Source organism: Gordonia sp. NPDC003429 (genome assembly GCF_053588575.1).
Window position 1 is genome coordinate 203289 of the sequence record NZ_JBSFQF010000007.1, and the last position, 17917, is coordinate 221205.

Consider the following 17917-nt stretch of genomic DNA (forward strand, 5'->3'; position numbering starts at 1 on the left):
CCTCGCTCATTCCGCCGACCGTCCCAGCAGGTCCGCAGGGGTGAAGGGTGCCGGCACGGCACCGACATCCACCGACATGGCCAGCATCTCCCCCAGCGTCGGCGCGTGCTTGAACAGGTTGTGGCCGGCCAGACAGAACACCGGCCCCGACTGCCAGATGGCCACGCCGTCGTCGCCCCACGGCAGCGACGTCACCCAGCAGTGCACGATGCCGGTGGGCGTCGGATCCAGTCCGGGAAGGGCCCGCGCGACGTAGTCCGACGTGTCCTCCGCCAGACGTGCCAGTGTGTCCGGGTCCGCGATGCCGCCGATGCCGGTCGCGGGCACCGAATCCGACAGTCCCAGTCCGTATTCCGAACGGTCCGGGTAGGCCGCGGCATAGACACCGGTGAATCCGAAGTCGCCGCTGCCGTCCTGCAGGGTCGGGAGCCGATCGACCTCGCCGCGCACCGCGAACGACACCCGCACATGCGCGCCGAGGGTCACCGGGATGTCGAGACCCACGCCACGGGCCAGCGCTGCGGTCTCCCGTCCGGCGCAGACCACGGCCGCACCGTGCTCGGCCACCAGGGTCGGGCAGCGCACCTGCACGCCGTCGCCGTTGCGGCGCAACGAAATCACCTGCTGGGTCTCGATCCGATCGCCCAGCGCCCGGGCGAGCAGCTCGATGGCCGTACGAGTGTGAATCGATCCGCCACCCGGATCGAAGACCGCCGGACCGTCGAAGTCGGCGAGAATGGGCAGCAGCGTGCGCAATTCGTGGGCGTCGACGGTGTGTGCGCCGATCTCGGGATGGCGTTGCAACTCCGCCAACCTGCCCGATGCCGCAGCGCCCAGCGAGACCGCACCATCGCCACTGACCAGCGGTGCACCGAGCTCGTCCTCCCACCGTCGCCAGTGCGCTCGGGCGCGTACCGCGAGTTCCACCAGCCGTGGGTCGTCGTGCGCGTGGCGGAAGATTCGCGATTGGCCTGCCGATTGTCCGAATCCGGGCACCCCGGTCTCGTAAACGGTGACGGTGAGTCCTTGTTCGGCAAGTTGATAGGCCGCCGACAGCCCGACGATCCCGGCACCAATGACCGCCACATCCGAGGTTCGCGTCATGGATTCCACGCTACAAGCGCGCTGCCCGGCCGAGCACCGACGCGTACCGTCGAAGACAGACCCCCAACCCGATCCCGACATGAACGGAGTAACGCCATGGCCGACGAACTGAACGGATTGACGATCGCCTTCCTGGTGGCGCCCGAGGGCATTGAACAGGTGGAACTCACCGAACCGTGGCGTGCGGTCACCGAGACCGGTGGCACACCGAAACTGGTGTCCACCGCCGAGGGAACGGTGCAGGCATTCAACCATCTCGACGCGGCCGACACCTTCGACGTGGATGCCACCGCCGAGGCGGTGAGCGCGGATTCCTTCGATGCGCTGGTGCTGCCCGGTGGTGTGGCCAATCCGGATTTCCTGCGCACCGAGCCGTCGGCGGTCGCGTTGGTCACGCAGTTCTTCGACGCCGGTAAGCCGGTGGCGGCCATCTGCCACGCACCCTGGACGCTCATCGAGGCCGACGTGGTGCGCGGCCGCACCCTCACCTCGTGGCCCAGCCTGCGCACCGACCTCACCAATGCGGGTGCCACCTGGGTCGACCAAGAGGTGGTGGTGGATCGCGAGGGACCCAACACCCTGATCACCAGCCGCAATCCCGACGACATCCCGGTGTTCAACGCGGCACTGGTCACCGAGTTCGGCCGCCGCCCGGTGGCACATTGACCCACCTCCCGCACACCGACCTCACCCGCCACCTCATCCGGTACGGCGGCACCTTCAGTCCGGAACTCATCGCGCGCGCCGAGGGCAGCTTCGTCTACACCGCCGATGGACGACGCGTCCTGGACTTCACCTCGGGCCAGATGTCGGCGATCCTCGGTCACTCACACCCCGACGTGGTGGCCACCGTCTCCCGGCAGATCGCCACCCTCGATCACCTGTTCAGCGGCATGCTCAGCGAACCGGTGCTCGACTTGGCTTCCCGGCTCGCCGATTCGCTGCCCGATCCGCTGGAGAAGGTGCTGCTGCTGACCACCGGGGCCGAATCGAACGAGGCCGCGATCCGGATGGCGAAGTTGGTCACCGGCAAACACGAGATCGTGTCGTTCGCGCGCTCGTGGCACGGCATGACCCACGCGGCGGCCGCCGCCACCTACAGCGCCGGCCGGGGCGGCTACGGTCCGGTGGCGGCGGGCAATTTCGCGCTACCCACCCCCGACGCGTTCCGCCCGGACTTCACCCGTCCGGACGGGTCGCTCGACTGGGAACGTCAACTCGACTTCGGTTTCGGGCTGATCGACGCCCAGTCGGTGGGGTCGCTCGCCGCGTGCATCGTCGAACCGATCTTGTCCTCGGGCGGGGTCATCGAGCCGCCGCCCGGCTATCTTGCTGCGCTGCAACGCAAATGCCGCGAACGCGACATGCTGCTCATCGTCGACGAGGCGCAGACCGGCCTGTGCCGCACCGGGGACTGGTACGCATTCGAACGTGACGACGTTGTTCCCGACATCATCACCCTGTCCAAGACGCTCGGCGCCGGCCTACCGCTGGCGGCCACCATCACCACCGCCGAGATCGAACAGGCCGCCCACGACCGCGGGTTCCTGTTCTTCACCACCCACGTCTCCGATCCGCTTGTCGCCGCGGTGGGCAACACGGTGCTCGACGTGCTCGAGCGCGACGATCTCGACCAACGCGCCAGGGCGGCAGGCAAACTGCTCCGCGATGGACTCACCGAGATCCAACACAATCATCCGGTGGTGGGCGACATCCGCGGACGCGGCCTGCTGCAGGGACTCGAGTTGATCGACGGCGACGACACCGGCACCGCCGATCGGCTCGGCGCGGCGGTCACCCGGCGTTGCTTCGAGCTCGGGTTGCACATGAACGTCGTGCAACTGCCGGGCATGGGCGGCACGTTCCGGATCGCCCCGCCGCTCACCGCGACCGACGACGAACTGCGCCTGGGCATCGACATCCTGGATCAGGCCATCGGCGAGTGCACGGGGGCGCGCTGATCGCCTCACCGCATGCTCGGCTCGCTACTCCCCTGCGTCGAGTCGTGCGGCGATGCCGGCGGGAAAACCGCCGGTGGCCACCGGTCCCCACGAGGTCGGCGTGATGCGGATCAGCGATTTGCCCTGGACCCGCATCGCCGCGCGGTACTCATCCCAGTCGGGGTGTTCGCCCGAGATCGATCGGAAATAGTCGACGAGGCCGTCTTCGGCGTCGGGCATGTGCAGGATCTCGGCGGTGCCGTCGATCTGCACCCACGGCCCGTTCCACTCGTCGGAGACCACGCAGACGCTCACGTCCGGATCCCGCTGCGCGTTCAGGGTTTTCGCCCGTCCCGGGTAGGTGGCGATGACGATGCGACCGTCGTCGTCGACGCCTCCGGTGACCGGCGAGATCTGCGGTTTTCCGTTGCGTCTGTACGTGAGTAACAGCAGGTGATGGCGCGGCCGGACGAAGTCCAGCAGCGCGTCGAGATCGACGGGGTCGGCGGTCGCGATCGTTCTGGCCACGAGGCAATGATACGACCGCCGACCACCTGTCAGTCCTTGGTCACCGGGGCGCGGTCGCCGATGGTGCCGTTCAGATCGATCGCGTCGTTACGGATCTTGCGGGTGGTACCCGCGGTCGGGATCAGCTCGTACTCGGCGAGCAGTTCACCCACCTGGTTGGATTCGAGCTTCCCGAAGATCTTGTTCCGCACCACCTTCGGCCCGGGCAGATCCACCATCTTGCCGTCACGCAACCGGCTCGATGCGGCCACCATGCTGCGGATGTCGTAGGTGGAGTTGAACACCTCGGGCACACCACGCTCGATGCCGAGCAGGGTGTAGACCGCCTCCATCGGGGTGCGCACGGAGTACTCGGTGGTGAAGATGCAATCTCGGCTGGTCTCGGCGAACTGCCCGATGAAGGCGAAGTTCACCGCTCCCTCGGGCACCACGTCGGGCCGGTCGCCGGCCTGGCGCGGCATGAAGAACGACGTCACGTACGGCATCATCACCGGAACCGCCTTCGCGCCGCTCGCCGCGAGTTCGGGGATGTCGGCATCGGGGACGCCGAGGTGATAGAGCCACTCCTGCACGATCTCCTCACCGGTGCACTCGCTCATCGTCTTCTTCACGTAATCGCCGGGCTTGTCCACGAACAGGCCGTACACCCACACGACGATCTGGTCCTTGGGCTGCTGCTTGAAGTGCGGCTGCCGGTTGACCGTCCAGCTCATCAGCCAGCTCGAGTCGGTGGCGGTGACGATCCCGCCCGTCACCACCCGGCCGCTGAACGGATCCCGCTTGGTGATCTTCTGGATGTACTCGGGGATGCGCTTGTCCAGCGTGGTGACCGTGCACGATTCCCACTTGGTCTTGGGGATGTCGCCGCAGAACACCTCCGGCCGGCCGAAGGACGGATCCTGTGCCGCGATCCGGCGCCACAGGTCCCACGCCGGTGCCGGCCCCTCGTCGAGTTCCGCCGGCGTGTGGTGGTCGCCGTTGTTGGAGTTCTCGGTCAACGATCCGATCGTCATGAACACCAGGTCGTCGGCGCCCAACTCGGTGACACCGGTGGAACCGGGCTCTCCCGCGGTGCTCTTGGAGCCGGCATTCCAATGAATGGCGGTGGCCTGCTTGCGATCTGCCGAGATGTCGAAGTCGACGTCGGTCACCTCGGTGTCGAAGTGGAACGTCACGCCCTGGTCGAGCAGCCAGGTGTAGAGCGGCAGCACCAGCGATTCGTACTGGTTGTACTTGGTGAACTTGAGCGCGGAGAAGTCGGGCAGCCCGCCGATGTGGTGGATGAAACGGTGGATGTAGAGCTTCATCTCCAGCGCCGAATGCCATTCCTCGAAGGCGAACATGGTGCGCCAGTACATCCAGAAGTTGCTCTTGAGGAATTCCTCGGAGAACACCTCGTCGATCCGCACGTTCTCCATCTCTTCGCGGCTGGCGAGGAAGAGTTTGAGAACCTCCTTCTGCGCCTTGTCGCTCAGCGTGAACTTGCCGTCGGTGTGTGCGTCCTCGCCGCGGTTGACGGTGGCGCGCTGCAAGGAGTAGTTCGGGTCGTCCTTGTTGAGCCAATAGAATTCGTCGAGCACGCTGGCGCCCTCGATCTCGATCGACGGGATGGACCGGAACAGATCCCACAGGCATTCGAAGTGGTTTTCCATCTCACGGCCACCGCGGATGACGAATCCCTTCTCGGGTTCCTTGATGCCGTCGAGCGCACCGCCGGGCAACTTGAGGCGTTCGAAGACGGTGATCTTGTCACCCGACATCTGCCCGTCGCGGATCAGGAACGCCGCACCGGACAGCGAGGCCAGACCCGCGCCCACAAACCAGGCCGTCTTGTCGTCCACCCCCTGCGGCTTCCGGGGTCGGGCAAATGCCTCGTAGTTTCCACTGCTGTAGTACATCGCACGTCCTCTCACGGGGTGTGATCGCTTATGGGTTTGCCCCCCTGTTCAAGCCGTACCACGCGGAGTTGACATCGACCCGCAACGTCGGTGAATTCACTTGCGAAATCCCCGGTGCGGCCCGCCACACCGGTGCGACACACACGACTCGCCCCGATCGCCGCGCATCAATGCGTCGCCGACCCTAGAGTGTTGAACACAATTCCCATCGATGGCGCACGTCCGGCACCGTCCGACGAGAGGAATGCCCGTGACCCTCACCGCGCCGGCAGGTGACACCAGTCTCCGCGAACTCACGCTGCGCGGGGCCATCCTCGGCGGACTGATCACCCTGGTGTTCACCGCCGCGAACGTGTATCTCGGGCTCAAGGTCGGTTTGACCTTCGCCACCGCGATCCCCGCGGCCGTCATCTCGATGGCCATCCTCCGCAACTTCCGCAACCACTCCATCGTCGAGAACAACATCGTGCAGACGATCGCCTCGGCGGCCGGCACACTCTCGGCGATCATCTTCGTGCTGCCCGGCCTGATCATGGTCGGCTGGTGGACCGGCTTCCCCTACTGGATCACCGTCGCGGTCTGTGCCGTGGGCGGCATCCTCGGCGTGATGTATTCGATCCCTTTGCGGCGGGCACTGGTCACCGGATCGGATCTGCCCTACCCGGAGGGTGTGGCGGCCGCAGAGGTCCTCAAGGTCGGCGAGACCCGCGAGGGCGTCGAGAGCAACAAGGCCGGGCTGCGCGCGATCGTCATCGGCGGTGTCACGTCGGCGTTCCTCGCCATCCTGGGCAACCTCAAGCTCATCAACACCGGTCCCGAGGTGGCGTTCAAATTCGCCTCCGGCGGCACACTCGTCAGTGCCGGGCTGCAACTGTCGCTCATCGGCATCGGTCACCTGGTGGGTGTGACCGTGGGTATCGCGATGCTGGTGGGCCTGGTGATCGGCTACTTCATCATCCTGCCCATCCAATCGTCGGGTCAGGTCACTCCCGGCACCGCCGTCGCCGACGTCGTCGACAAGGTCTTCACCGACGACGTGCGGTTCGTCGGAGCCGGCGTGATCGCCGTGGCCGCGGTGTGGACACTGATCAAGCTCGTCCTCCCGATCGCCCGCGGTATCGCCGATTCCATCGCGTCGGCCCGCGCGCGCAAGGGCGGCGTCACCGTCGATATCACCGAGCGCGACATCCCGTTCCCGATCGTCGGCACCACCATCGTGGTGATGCTCGTACCGATCGGCCTGCTGCTCTGGGACTTCGTGCACGACACGGCGATCGCCGGACATTCCGGCGGCATCATCGCCGCCACGCTGGTGTTCGTGTTCGTCATCGGGCTGGTGGTGGCCGCCGTGTGCGGCTACATGGCCGGCCTGATCGGCTCGTCCAACAGCCCCATCTCGGGTGTGGGCATCCTCGCGGTGATCCTGGCCGCGCTGCTCATCAAGGCGGTCTTCGGCAGTTACGACAGCCAGCAGTCGGCGGCGCTGATCGCCTACACACTGTTCGCCACCGCCATCGTCTTCGGCGTCGCCACCATCTCCAACGACAACCTGCAGGACCTCAAGACCGGTCAACTCGTCGGCGCCACACCCTGGAAGCAGCAGGTGGCGCTGATCATCGGCGTGCTGTTCGGCTCCGCGATCATCCCGCCGATCCTGGGCGTGATGAACACCGCGTTCGGCTTCCAGGGGGCACCGGGCGCGGGCAAGGACGCACTGCCGGCACCGCAGGCCAGCCTGATCTCCTCACTCGCACAGGGTGTGTTCGGCGGTGACCTCAACTGGAAGATGCTGTGGATCGGGGTGGCGATCGGCGTCGGGATCATCCTGATCGACGAGGTCCTCGGCCTCACCGTGAAGAAGTTCCGGCTGCCTCCGCTGGCCGTCGGCATGGGCATCTACCTGCCGATGGCGGTCACGCTGATGATCCCGCTCGGCGCCTTCATCGGTGCCGCGTACAACAAGTGGGCCGAACGCAGCGGCGGCGACGTCGAGGACAAGAAGCGCCTCGGCGTACTGCTGGCGACCGGCCTGATCGTCGGTGAGGCTCTGTGGGGTGTCGTGTTCGCCGCCATCGTCGCCTCCACCGGCGACGACAGCGTGCTGGCGGTGGTCGGCGACGGCTGGGACAACGGCGCGCAGATCCTGGGCATCGTGCTGTTCGTGCTCATCGTGATCGGTGTGTACCGCGCACTCCAGAAACTGGCCGAACGTCCCACCGGGCCGAACTGATCCGATCTCGAGACACCTCCCACCCCGAGGTGCTGTCATGAGTCTGGACACCGGGTGTCCGCACGCCGACCGGCGCGTGAATGCCCGACGGAAGGACTCGCCATGGCCAGCCAACCGACCCTCGAGGACGTCGACCACCTGCAGCGATCTGCGCGTGACACGGCCGCACTGCCCGCAGCACTCGCCGACTGGCTGAGCACGCGGCTGCCGCCGGGTTCGTCACCGACGGTGGTGGTGGAGCCGGGGGCAGACGCCAACGGCATGTCGTCGGAGACGGTGATGCTCACCGGCGAGTGGACCGAGAACGACGAACGACGGCACGGGCGGTGGGCCATGCGGCTGCAGCCGCGCCCCGCCGACATCCCGGTGTTCGAGCGCTATCACCTCGACCACCAGTACGAGGTGATGCGGCGCGCCGCCGAGCTGACCACACTGCCGATCCCGGCGGTGCGCTGGCTCGAGTCGACCGGTGAGATCCTCGGTTCGCCGTTCTTCGTGATGGACCGCGTCGACGGCCGGGTGCCACCCGACGTGATGCCGTATACGTTCGGCGACAACTGGTTCTTCGACGCACCGGCCGACAAACGCCGCGCACTGCAGGACGCCACCGTCGGCGTGATCGCCACCCTGCATTCGATCCCCGACGCCGCCGCCACCTTCGGCTTCCTCGAAGCGGGTGCGTCCGACGGCGCCACGGACGACGGGCCCACCCCGCTGCACCGCAGACTCGTCGACCTCGACCGGTTCTATCGTTTCGCCGCCGACGGGCTCGGACCGTCACCTCTCCTCGAACGCGCACTCGGCTGGCTGCACGAGCACTTTCCCGACGAGATCGCCGCCGCGGAACCGGTGCTCAACTGGGGTGACGCGCGAATCGGCAACGTGATCTACGACGACGGGTTCGCGCCGGCCGCCATTCTGGACTGGGAGATGGCCACCCTGGGCCCCCGGGAACTCGACGTCTCATGGCTCATCTTCGCGCACAACGTCTTTCAGGAGCTGTGTGGACTCGGCAACCTACCGGGACTGCCTGATGTGTTGCGCGAGAACGATGTGCGCGACACCTACCGCGAACTCACCGGCGTCGACCTGGGTGATCTGCACTGGTTCTACATCTACGCCGGCGTCATCTGGGGAGTGATCTTCATGCGCACCGCGAACCGGCGCGTGCACTTCGGCGAGGCGCCGCGGCCCACCGACATCGACGCGGAACTCTTCTACCATCGTCAGCTTCTCGAACGTCTACTGGCAGGAGCCGCCTGATGCTCGGACCACTCGATGAGTACCCGATTCATCAAGTACCGCAACCGATTGCGTGGCCGGAGTCGTCGGACCGCAACTTCTACGACCGGTGCTATTTCAATGCGCACGACCGCACCGGCGACATCTTCGTCATCACCGGACTGGGCTACTACCCGAACCTCGGGGTCAAGGACGCCTATGTGCTCATCCGCCGCGGCGACGAGCAGACCGCGCTGCACCTGTCCGACGCGATCGACCAGAACCGGCTCGACCAGCGCGTCAACTCCTACCGCATCGAGGTCGTCGAACCGCTGCGCACCGTACGCCTCGTGCTGGAGGAGACCGAGGGCATCGCGTTGGACCTGACCTGGCACGGCCTGTTCGATCCGCTGCAGGAACAGCCCCACCTGATGCGCCGCGGCAATCGGGTGACGCTGGACGCCCAGCGTTTCGCCCAGCTCGGCTCGTGGAGCGGATGGCTGCGGATCGACGACACCGAGATCGCGGTGCAACCCGCCACGTGGATCGGCAGCCGCGACCGCTCGTGGGGCATCCGTCCGATCGGGGAGCCCGAACCCGCCGGCCGGCCCGCCGACCCGCCGTTCGACGGTATGTGGTGGACCTATGTGCCCGTCGCGTTCGACGACTTCGCGCTCGTCTTCATCGTGCAGGAGGAGCCGGACGGGATGCGCACCCTCAACGACTGCAGCCGGGTGTGGAAAGACGGACGGGTCGAGCAGATGGGATGGCCGCGATTCGACATCCACTATCGGCCCGGAACCCGCATCCCGACCGGTGCCACCATCGCCGCCACCGCGCTCGACGGCTCCCCCGTCACCCTGGAGGTGACCTCCCTACTACCCGCCGTACTGCATGCCGGCGGTGGCTACGGCGGTGATCCCGACTGGCAGCACGGCATGTGGCGCGGTGAGGCCTTCACCGAACGTCTCACCTACGACATGAACGATCCCGCGGTGGTGGGTCGGATGCCGTTCGGCGCGATCGACCATGTCGCCCGCGTCGAGTGCCGCGAGGCCGACGGCACCACACGGGAGGGCTGGGGCCTGTTCGAACACTTCATCATCGGCAGGCACGACCCCTCCGGCTTCGCCGACTGGGTCTCCGTCGCACCGTGACGACACGTGGCACATGCCCCTAGGGGTACGTACCGTGGAGGTCATGAGTACACAAGAAATGACCCTCGACAACTTCGAGTCGACCGTCCAGGGCGGCGGCACCGTGCTCGTCGACTTCTGGGCTGCGTGGTGCGGACCGTGCCGTCAGTTCGCGCCGACCTTCGAGAAGGCGTCGGAGACCCACCCCGACATCGTGTTCGGCAAGGTCGACACCGAGGCACAGCAGCAGCTCGCCGCGGGCTTCGGCATCCGCTCGATCCCCACGCTGATGGCATTCCGTGACGGGGTGCTGGTGTTCAACCAGCCCGGAGCACTGCCGCCCGCGCAGCTCGAACAGCTGATCGGCGCGGTGCAAGACCTCGACATGGACCAGGTGCGCGCCGAGATCGCCGCCGCCGAGGCGCAACAGGGCTAGCCGAACTGCCCCACCACGAACCCCGCGAGCAGTACCAGCATCCCGCCGATCTCACCCACGATCAGTGCGCCCATCGCCACCCGCAGCGCGGCGTCGGGGGCGGCGAACTGATTGGTGGTGTCGCGCCGCGCACCGTGCACGATGTAGCTCGCGATCGCACCGACGAAGAACACCACCATCACCGCGGCAGCGATCAGGTTCACCCACTCGGGCCAGGCACTGAGCTCGACGAACACCGCGACCAGCAACGTCGCGAATGAGTAGAGCAACGCCGAACGGTGCGCGATGTCGACGTAGGGGTGGGCCTGATGATCGTGCGCGACGCGCATCTGCCGGTACTTCCAGACGCCCAGCACCAGTGCCAGCAGAAAGATGAGGCCTGCCGCCAGCACGGTGAGCGCGGTGGCGTAGCCCAGCTCGACGGGTGTGCGCATTCGTCAACGATAACGATCGCGCAGGTTGGGATCGTTCTCCCACCACAGACCCGACGTTTCGACCGGATCGTCGGAGTGCGCGGCGGCGTGGGCATCCTCACGCTGTTCGGCCACCGCCTCGTCGGCCCGGAAACGCCGGAACAGCAGCATCAGGAACGGCAGACCCACCACGTCCCCCAGAATCCACAGGATGCCGGCGCCGATGGTCTGGTCGGTGCGCACACTCGGGCCCCACGTGCGGTGCAGCGACTCGTAATACCCCGCGGCCACCAACGAACCCTGCCAGAGCACGATGCCCAGCACGCCGTCGGCGATGCTCTCCATCGTGGTGATGCCCAGCGACAGCGCTTGCGGGTAGCGGTGCGGAACGGGATCGAGCTGCAGGCGGGCGTAGAAGTAGAGCACGCCGATCATCACCAGCAGCAGTCGCGTCGCGGCGTCCACCGCCGGATCGCGCAACACCAACTCGTACCAGCCGGTGAAGTAGATGAGCCAGGGCGTGACCAGCACCAGCGCCGACGTGGCGATCGGTCCCAGTAGGACGCGGGCCACGCGAGTGTCCAGGGCCGCATCGAGGCGGGCGCGGCCCGCATCACCCAGCGCGTCGCGGGCCACCGTCACCGGCGTGCCCAGGGCCAGACCCGACGGCGCGACGAGCAACAGCAGCACGAACTGCAGGGCCCTGATCCAGAAGAGGGTGTCGGAGTACACACCGATCACACTGATCCCCGACAGCAGCCACACCCCGCCACCGAGCGCGGTGAACACCACCGCACGCGAGACCGGCACCGTCGCGGCGCGGCGCCAACCCAGCCAGTAGGCGACCACCACGGCAACCACGATCACCGTGGTGACGGTGTCGGGCCGCCACGCGGTGACCACGACGTCGGGGGTCAGCGGGGTCGAGGCCGGATGCACGTCCTCCAGTGTGCGCCTGCGGACGACGTTGTCGCACCGCGGGTTTCGCGCTAGCCGACGAGGTCGGCGAGGTCGATGCCGGAATCGGCGAGTTTGTCCGGATCGACGCTGCGACCGGACGTGATGAGCGCCTTGACGTTGTCGAGCTGATCCCAGATGTTGACCTGCATGCCGGCCAGCACGTGATCGGATCCGTCGAGCCAGAACACGACGAACTCGCGGCCGGGCTTGTCACCGCGGAACACGACGCGTTCGTAGCCGTCGGACAGCCCGGTGTACTCCATCCCGAGGTCGTACTGGTCGGTGAAGAAGTACGGCAGGTTGGTGTACTGCGCAGAACCGCCGAGCATGTTGGTGACGGCCACCTCCGGCTGGTTGAGTGCGTTGGCCCAGTGCTCCACCCGCACCCGGCGACGCAGCAGCGGATGCTCCGCGTTGGCGATGTCGCCCACCGCGTAGATGTTCGGATCGCTGCTGCGCAGCCCGGCGTCGGTGAGTACGCCGCCGCCGTCGATCCCGACCCCGGCCGTCTGCGCCACCCCGAGGTTGGGTACCGCACCGGCGGCCACGAGCACGGCGTCGGCGTCGATGGTGGAACCGTCGGAAAGCCGCAACCCGGTGGCACGGCCGCCGCTGGTGGTGATCTCGTCCACCTGGACTTCGGTGCGCAGGTCGACGCCGTGCTCGCGGTGCAGATCGGCGAACACCTGCGCCACCTCATTGCCCAACGCCCGCAGCAGCGGCAGCGACGACGACTCGGCAACGCTCACCGACACGCCGCGCTCGCGTGCGCTCGCCGCAACCTCCATACCGATCCAGCCCGCACCCACGACCGCCAGGCGTGCGCCCTCGGGCAACGCATCGGAGAGCGATTCGGCGTCGTCGATGGTGCGCAGGTGGTGCACGCCGTCGGCGTCGGCCCCGGGCAGGTCCAGGTGACGCGACGACGAGCCGGTGGCCAGCAGCAGCGTGTCGTAGCCGAACGTGGAACCGTCGGGCAGGCTCAGCGTCTTCGCCGCGGCGTCGACCTTCTCGATGCGGGTGCCGGGCCGTACCTCCACCCGCTGATCGAGATACCAATCGGTGTCGTGCACGGTGAAGTCGGGCAATGACTTCTTGCCGGCGAGGTACTCCTTGGACAGCGGGGGTCGTTCGTAGGGCAGGTGTTCTTCGGCGCCGAAGACCACGACGTCACCGTCGAAGTCCTGTTCACGCAGCGCCTCGGCCGCCTTGCCGGCGGCCAGTCCGCCACCGACGATCGCAATCGTGCTCATCGTTTGAGTACCTCCGTTGACGTTGTCCCCGTGAGACTTTCACGCAACCAACCCAGCGGACACACCGGGCCGGATTCCTCTGTTCTCTCCACGGTACGCGCGACGGCGGTGACGCGAGCAGGGTTCAGTGCGCCGCTGCGGTCCCCGACGCGGTCGGTTCGCCCGCGACGGGCTGCGGTGCCTGCGAGGCCACGAAGTCCTTCTGCCGGATCAACAGCAGTGCGCACACGCCACCGACCACGGCCACCGCTCCGCTGATCCAGAACAGGACGTTGAGCGCGTCGGCGTAGCCTGCGTGGATCCCTCCTGCCGGGTTGTCGCGCATCGACGACGTCATCCGGGCGGAGAACACCGAGCCGTACACCGCGATACCCACCGCGATGCCGACCTGACGGAAGGTGTTGTTGATACCCGACGCCATGCCCGACCGATACACCGGGACCACACCGACGGCGGTGGATGCGAGCGGCGGGTTGACCAAGCCGCTGCCGATACCGCTCAGCACGAGCCCCACGATGAGATGCGTCCAGTCCGAGTCCGCGTCGAGTCCGGTCATCGTGAACAGTCCGATGCCCACCAGCAACAGGCCGGGTCCGATGAGCCAGCGCACCGGGACACGCTCGGAGAGACGACCCGCGATCGGTGCCAGCACCATGGTGCACCCGAACAACACCAGTAGTCGCACACCGGTCTGCAGCGCCGAGTAGCCGAGCGAATTCTGCAGGTAGAGAACGATGTACAGCAGCATCGCGAACAGGGAGCCGTTCATCGCGAAGGCCGAGACCGAGCCACCGAGGAACGTGGGGATGCGCAGCAGCGACAAATCGAACATCGGCTCGGCCACGGTGAACTCGATCGCGACGAACGCCACGAGGAGCACGGCTGCGACGATGAACGATCCCACCACCAGCGAGTCGCCCCAGGATCGCTGACCGGCCTCGGTCAGCCCGTACACGAGGGCGAAAAGGCCTGCGGTGAAGGTGATCACGCCGGGCCAGTCGACGCGACGCGCGTGCGGGGAGCGACTCTCGTCCACCATTCGCAGGGCGACCAGCACCGCCGCGATCCCGATCGGGATGTTCACCAGAAAGATTGCCCGCCAGGAGATCCCGCTGGTGAGAACCCCGCCCAGGATGGGACCCAGCGCCGTCGACACACCGGTGACCGCACCCCACACGCCGAACGCGACTCCACGTTCGCGGCCGTGAAAAGTGGCCGCCAGCAACGCCAACGAGGTGGCGAACATCATGGCGCCACCGACACCCTGCACCGCCCGCGACACGATGAGCATCGTCGGATCCTGCGCCAGCCCGCACAGCAGCGAGCCGAGTGTGAAGATCACCAGGCCGATGGTGAAGACGCGTCGGCGACCGAACTTGTCGGAGATCGACCCCGACGTGAGCAGGAGCGAGGCCAGCGCGAGCGCGTACGCATCGGTGACCCACTGCACCTGGCTGAACGTGGCGCCGAGGGCGCGTTGGATGTCGGGGAGTGCGACGACGACGATCGTGATGTCGAGCAGCAACATGAACGTTGCCGCACAGACCACCACAAGCGTCCACCACTTGCGTGCCATGGATTCTGAACCTCTCGTCAGGGGAATGCCCGGTTCGGGCGGGTTGCTCGAATCGGGCCGGCGCCTCGGTTCGAGCGGATGAATCCCAGTGTGGTCGGCGACACCCACCGAAGTCGCGATCGACCCTCGTGGACATAGAATTCTGGTCATGGGAGCTCGCTCAGCGTTGAATTCCGCCGTACTCGACGCTGTCGATACGCAGATCGCTCGCGCTGTGCAGATCTCGCCCCGCGTCTCGTTTCGGGAGATCGCCGACGTACTCGGCATCGCCGAACAGACAGTGGCGCGGCGCTACCGACGGATGCGTCGCGACGGACTGCTGCGGGTCACCATGGCCACCGATCCCCGCGCGCTCGGCAACACCGCCTGGCTCGTGCGGGTGCGCTGCCGTCCCGAGGGTGCCGACGCGATCGCGTCCGCGCTCGCCGCCCGAGACGACGTCTCATGGGTGTCGATCTACGGCGCCGGCTGGGAGGTGGTGTTCAATCTGCGCAGCGCCGACGACGCCAGTGGTAGCGAACTGCTCACCCGCACACTGCCCAAGGCCGCGCCGGTTCTCGACGTCACACCCGCGGCGGTGCTGCACACCTTTGCCGGTGGCACCGCGACCGACTGGGACGGCTGGCGCGGCAACCTCACCCCCGCACAGGCCGAGGCACTGGTGGCCACCCGAATCCCGCGCGACGACGGACCGCCGCGACAGATGAGTCTCGACGCCGCCGACCGCGCACTGCTCGACGAACTGACCCGCGACGGCCGCACCCCGTACAGCGCCCTGGCCCGCACCCTGGGTTCCACGCCCGGCCGGATCACCCGGCGAGTCGAGCAGCTGGTGGCATCCGGCATGGTCTACTTCGACGTCGACCTGGCCGCCGCCGCCATCGGGCTGCAGAGCACCGCACTGTGGCTCACCGTTGAACCCCGGCATCTCACAGCGGTCGGCGACGTCCTGGCGTCCCACCCCGACATCCCGTTCGCCGTGGCGGTGACCGGACGGGCGAACATCTCGGCCAACGTGATGGTGGGCGACACCGACGACCTGTACCGATTCGTCACGGGAGTGCTCGCGTCGGCCCCGGGGATCACGAGCTACGAACTCGTCCCATTGCTGCGGCGGATCAAGAATGCCGGCTCGTTGGTCGCCGGCGATCGCCTGGCGCCTCCTGCCGCGCCCCGGTCGATGGGGTCACGCGCAGGGTCGCGCTCGCGCGCGGTCACCATTCGGTAACGACACGGAGTAGGCTGTGTTGCGATTCGCCGACCGGGCTGCCTGCTCCGTCGACGCGCCCATGGTTGGTCAAGGGCTTCGTTCCCGAGTTTTGGAGAGAGTTCGAGTGTCACTCACGCGTACACGTGTCACCTGGTTGGTGTCCGCCCTGGTTCTTGTGGTGGGCTTGATCGCGGGCACCGGCAGTGCCCAGGCCTGGGGTCCGTCCCCCAAAAACATCAAGGGCTTCATCAACGCGAAGATCTACGGCTACGGCATGGACAACGACGTCGCGGTGCGTGCCTGGCCGTCGCAGACCACGCCGCCGGCGAAGGCGCCGACCATCATCTTCCTCGACGGCCTGCGGGCCACCGACGACTACAACGGCTGGGAGAAAGAAACCAACGTCGCCTACCTGGCGTTGCGCGGCTACAACGTGGTGATGCCGATCGGTGGTCAGTCGTCCTTCTACGCCGACTGGCAACGGCCGTCCCCGTCCGCCGGGCAGACCCGGCCGTATCGCTGGCAGAGTGTGCTCGAAGGCTCGCTGCCTGCATTCCTGGACCAAAAACACTTCCACAACCGCACCCTGGTCGGCCTCTCGATGTCGGCCAGCCAGGCGGTCACCATCGCCAACCAGCGCCGCGACCTCTACAGCCGCGTGGTCTCGATGTCGGGGTTCATGAATCTGGTGGCCACCGGAATGCAGACAATGCTGCGTGCCGCGGCCTGGGACGCCGGTCACTACAACCTCAACGACATGTGGGGCTGGTTCCCCAACGTGGAATCGTTCACCCATTCACCGACCCTCGCGCTTCCCTCGATGGGCGGGCTGCACATGTGGATCTACGCGGGCACCGGCGTGTGGGGTGATCACCAGCCTCCGGGCGCCAACAACGTCGACTTCTACATCACCGGGTTCAACTCCAGCGCGATCGAAGCGGTCTCCGGTGAGCAGAGCCGCACCTTCGCGGCGGCAGCACCGCTGGCCGGCGTGAACCTGCGCACCGACCTGCCGCCGGTCGGCACCCACGCGTGGGGTTACTGGCAGCAGGGCATCTGGAACATCTACAACTCCGGCTGGTTCCGTAACGGCTGATCGGTTCCCGCGACCACCCATCTCCGGCGTGCTCGGCTCCGAAGACTGTCTGCATGTGGCCACCGTCGCCGATCGGCGACTGACCAGAACCGCAGGAGGCGCCGATGTGCGCGACGGACACCGGAACCGATCACGTCGACGGCGTTGCGCGCGCGGCAGCACTCGCCGACACCGACCGCGCCTTGGTCGACGGGGTGATCGCCACCCAGGTCGAACGGCATGCACAGGTGCTGACCTCGGTCGACGGTGAATTGTCGGCGGTCACCACGGTGCTACGTGATGCTGCGGCCCGCGGCAAACGACTACGGGCGTCGTTCTGCCTGTGGGGTGCGCGCGGCGCCGCCGGCGGTGACCTGCCCGCAGGTGCCACCGAGGCCGCGGCCGCCATCGAGCTGTTCCACCTGGCCGCCCTCGTGCACGACGACATCATGGACAACAGCGACGCGCGCCGCGGACTGCCCACGGTGCACCGGCACTTCGCCGACGAGCACCACCGCGCCAGCAGGCACGGTGACCCGGCGAACTTCGGGTCGGCGGTGGCGATCCTCGCCGGCGACATGTGCCTGGCCTGGTCGGATGATCTGATCGCCGCCGCAGTCGCCGACGCCGACAGCGACATCCGTGCCACCGTGCGATCGATGTGGTCGCAGATGCGCGACGAAGCGTTCGCCGGCCAGCATCTCGACATGCTGAGCCAGACGTTGCCGAGCACCTCGGAAACGCGGGCGCGCGCGGTGCTGCGGTTCAAGAGCGCGCTGTACACGATCGGCAGGCCCCTGGGTCTCGGTGGCGCACTGGGTCGTGCGCCCGCGCTGCTTCTGCGTCAGTACAACGACATCGGCCTGGCCGCGGGAGAGGCGTTTCAGCTCCGCGACGATCTGCTCGGCATCTTCGGCGACCCGACCGTCACCGGTAA

The 17917-nt window shown here is 67.1% G+C and carries 16 protein-coding genes; 9 read left to right on the forward strand and 7 right to left on the reverse strand.

Features of this window, described 5'->3' with window-relative positions; all coding sequences use genetic code 11:
• Window positions 1-6: 6 nt before the first annotated feature.
• Window positions 7-1104: an NAD(P)/FAD-dependent oxidoreductase gene (locus ACWDSI_RS11260; RefSeq protein ID WP_449756582.1), complete on the reverse strand. Its 1098-nt coding sequence runs from the start codon at window positions 1102-1104 to the stop codon at window positions 7-9.
• 96 nt (window positions 1105-1200) lie between these two features.
• Between ACWDSI_RS11260 and ACWDSI_RS11265 the strand changes: the two genes are divergently transcribed.
• Complete coding sequence (locus tag ACWDSI_RS11265) at window positions 1201-1770, forward strand: type 1 glutamine amidotransferase domain-containing protein (RefSeq protein WP_449747754.1); 570 nt, start codon at window positions 1201-1203, stop codon at window positions 1768-1770.
• A complete protein-coding gene (locus tag ACWDSI_RS11270) occupies window positions 1767-3065 on the forward strand; it encodes an aspartate aminotransferase family protein (protein WP_449747755.1) in 1299 nt (432 codons plus the stop codon). Before ACWDSI_RS11265 ends, ACWDSI_RS11270 begins: the two co-directional genes overlap by 4 nt.
• A gap of 24 nt (window positions 3066-3089) precedes the next feature.
• Here the strand turns inward: ACWDSI_RS11270 and ACWDSI_RS11275 are convergent, their stop codons facing one another.
• Together ACWDSI_RS11275 and ACWDSI_RS11280 are read right to left on the reverse strand one after the other, a co-directional pair.
• Entirely contained in the window at window positions 3090-3572 is a 483-nt protein-coding gene (locus ACWDSI_RS11275) for a PPOX class F420-dependent oxidoreductase (RefSeq protein WP_449747756.1), read from the reverse strand.
• 29 nt (window positions 3573-3601) lie between these two features.
• On the reverse strand, window positions 3602-5470 hold the full coding sequence (locus ACWDSI_RS11280; RefSeq protein ID WP_449756583.1) for an oleate hydratase: 1869 nt from the start codon (window positions 5468-5470) through the stop codon (window positions 3602-3604).
• 244 nt (window positions 5471-5714) lie between these two features.
• Here ACWDSI_RS11280 and ACWDSI_RS11285 point away from each other — a divergent pair, with 244 nt between their 5' ends.
• The 4 genes from ACWDSI_RS11285 to trxA all read left to right on the forward strand — a co-directional run bounded on the left by ACWDSI_RS11285 (window position 5715) and on the right by trxA (window position 10493).
• On the forward strand, window positions 5715-7700 hold the full coding sequence (locus tag ACWDSI_RS11285; RefSeq protein WP_449747758.1) for an OPT family oligopeptide transporter: 1986 nt from the start codon (window positions 5715-5717) through the stop codon (window positions 7698-7700).
• 102 nt (window positions 7701-7802) lie between these two features.
• The gene (locus ACWDSI_RS11290) at window positions 7803-8963 is read left to right on the forward strand and encodes a phosphotransferase family protein (protein WP_449747759.1); all 1161 of its coding nucleotides are present in this window, start codon (window positions 7803-7805) and stop codon (window positions 8961-8963) included.
• Window positions 8963-10078: a hypothetical protein gene (locus ACWDSI_RS11295; RefSeq protein ID WP_449747760.1), complete on the forward strand. Its 1116-nt coding sequence runs from the start codon at window positions 8963-8965 to the stop codon at window positions 10076-10078. The genes ACWDSI_RS11290 and ACWDSI_RS11295 overlap by 1 nt, the downstream gene beginning before the upstream one ends.
• Before the next feature lie 43 nt (window positions 10079-10121).
• A complete protein-coding gene (gene trxA, locus ACWDSI_RS11300; RefSeq protein WP_449747761.1) occupies window positions 10122-10493 on the forward strand; it encodes a thioredoxin in 372 nt (123 codons plus the stop codon).
• Here trxA and ACWDSI_RS11305 read toward each other — a convergent pair.
• The 4 genes from ACWDSI_RS11305 to ACWDSI_RS11320 all read right to left on the reverse strand — a co-directional run bounded on the left by ACWDSI_RS11305 (window position 10490) and on the right by ACWDSI_RS11320 (window position 14695).
• The gene (locus tag ACWDSI_RS11305; protein ID WP_449747762.1) at window positions 10490-10927 is read right to left on the reverse strand and encodes a hypothetical protein; all 438 of its coding nucleotides are present in this window, start codon (window positions 10925-10927) and stop codon (window positions 10490-10492) included. The two genes, trxA and ACWDSI_RS11305, sit on opposite strands and share 4 nt — an antisense overlap.
• A gap of 3 nt (window positions 10928-10930) precedes the next feature.
• Entirely contained in the window at window positions 10931-11845 is a 915-nt protein-coding gene (locus ACWDSI_RS11310; RefSeq protein WP_449756584.1) for a cytochrome c oxidase assembly protein, read from the reverse strand.
• 50 nt (window positions 11846-11895) lie between these two features.
• The gene (locus ACWDSI_RS11315) at window positions 11896-13119 is read right to left on the reverse strand and encodes an NAD(P)/FAD-dependent oxidoreductase (RefSeq protein ID WP_449756585.1); all 1224 of its coding nucleotides are present in this window, start codon (window positions 13117-13119) and stop codon (window positions 11896-11898) included.
• Between the two features lie 124 nt (window positions 13120-13243).
• A complete protein-coding gene (locus tag ACWDSI_RS11320; protein WP_449747764.1) occupies window positions 13244-14695 on the reverse strand; it encodes an MFS transporter in 1452 nt (483 codons plus the stop codon).
• A gap of 148 nt (window positions 14696-14843) precedes the next feature.
• On the opposite strand from ACWDSI_RS11320, the gene ACWDSI_RS11325 reads away from it, so the two are divergent.
• The 3 genes from ACWDSI_RS11325 to ACWDSI_RS11335 form a co-directional block, all read left to right on the forward strand.
• A complete protein-coding gene (locus ACWDSI_RS11325) occupies window positions 14844-15923 on the forward strand; it encodes an AsnC family transcriptional regulator (protein ID WP_449756586.1) in 1080 nt (359 codons plus the stop codon).
• A gap of 106 nt (window positions 15924-16029) precedes the next feature.
• The gene (locus ACWDSI_RS11330; RefSeq protein ID WP_449756587.1) at window positions 16030-17001 is read left to right on the forward strand and encodes an alpha/beta hydrolase; all 972 of its coding nucleotides are present in this window, start codon (window positions 16030-16032) and stop codon (window positions 16999-17001) included.
• A gap of 104 nt (window positions 17002-17105) precedes the next feature.
• Window positions 17106-17917, forward strand: an 812-nt coding sequence (locus tag ACWDSI_RS11335) for a polyprenyl synthetase family protein (protein WP_449756588.1), incomplete at its 3' end; no start/stop codon positions are given.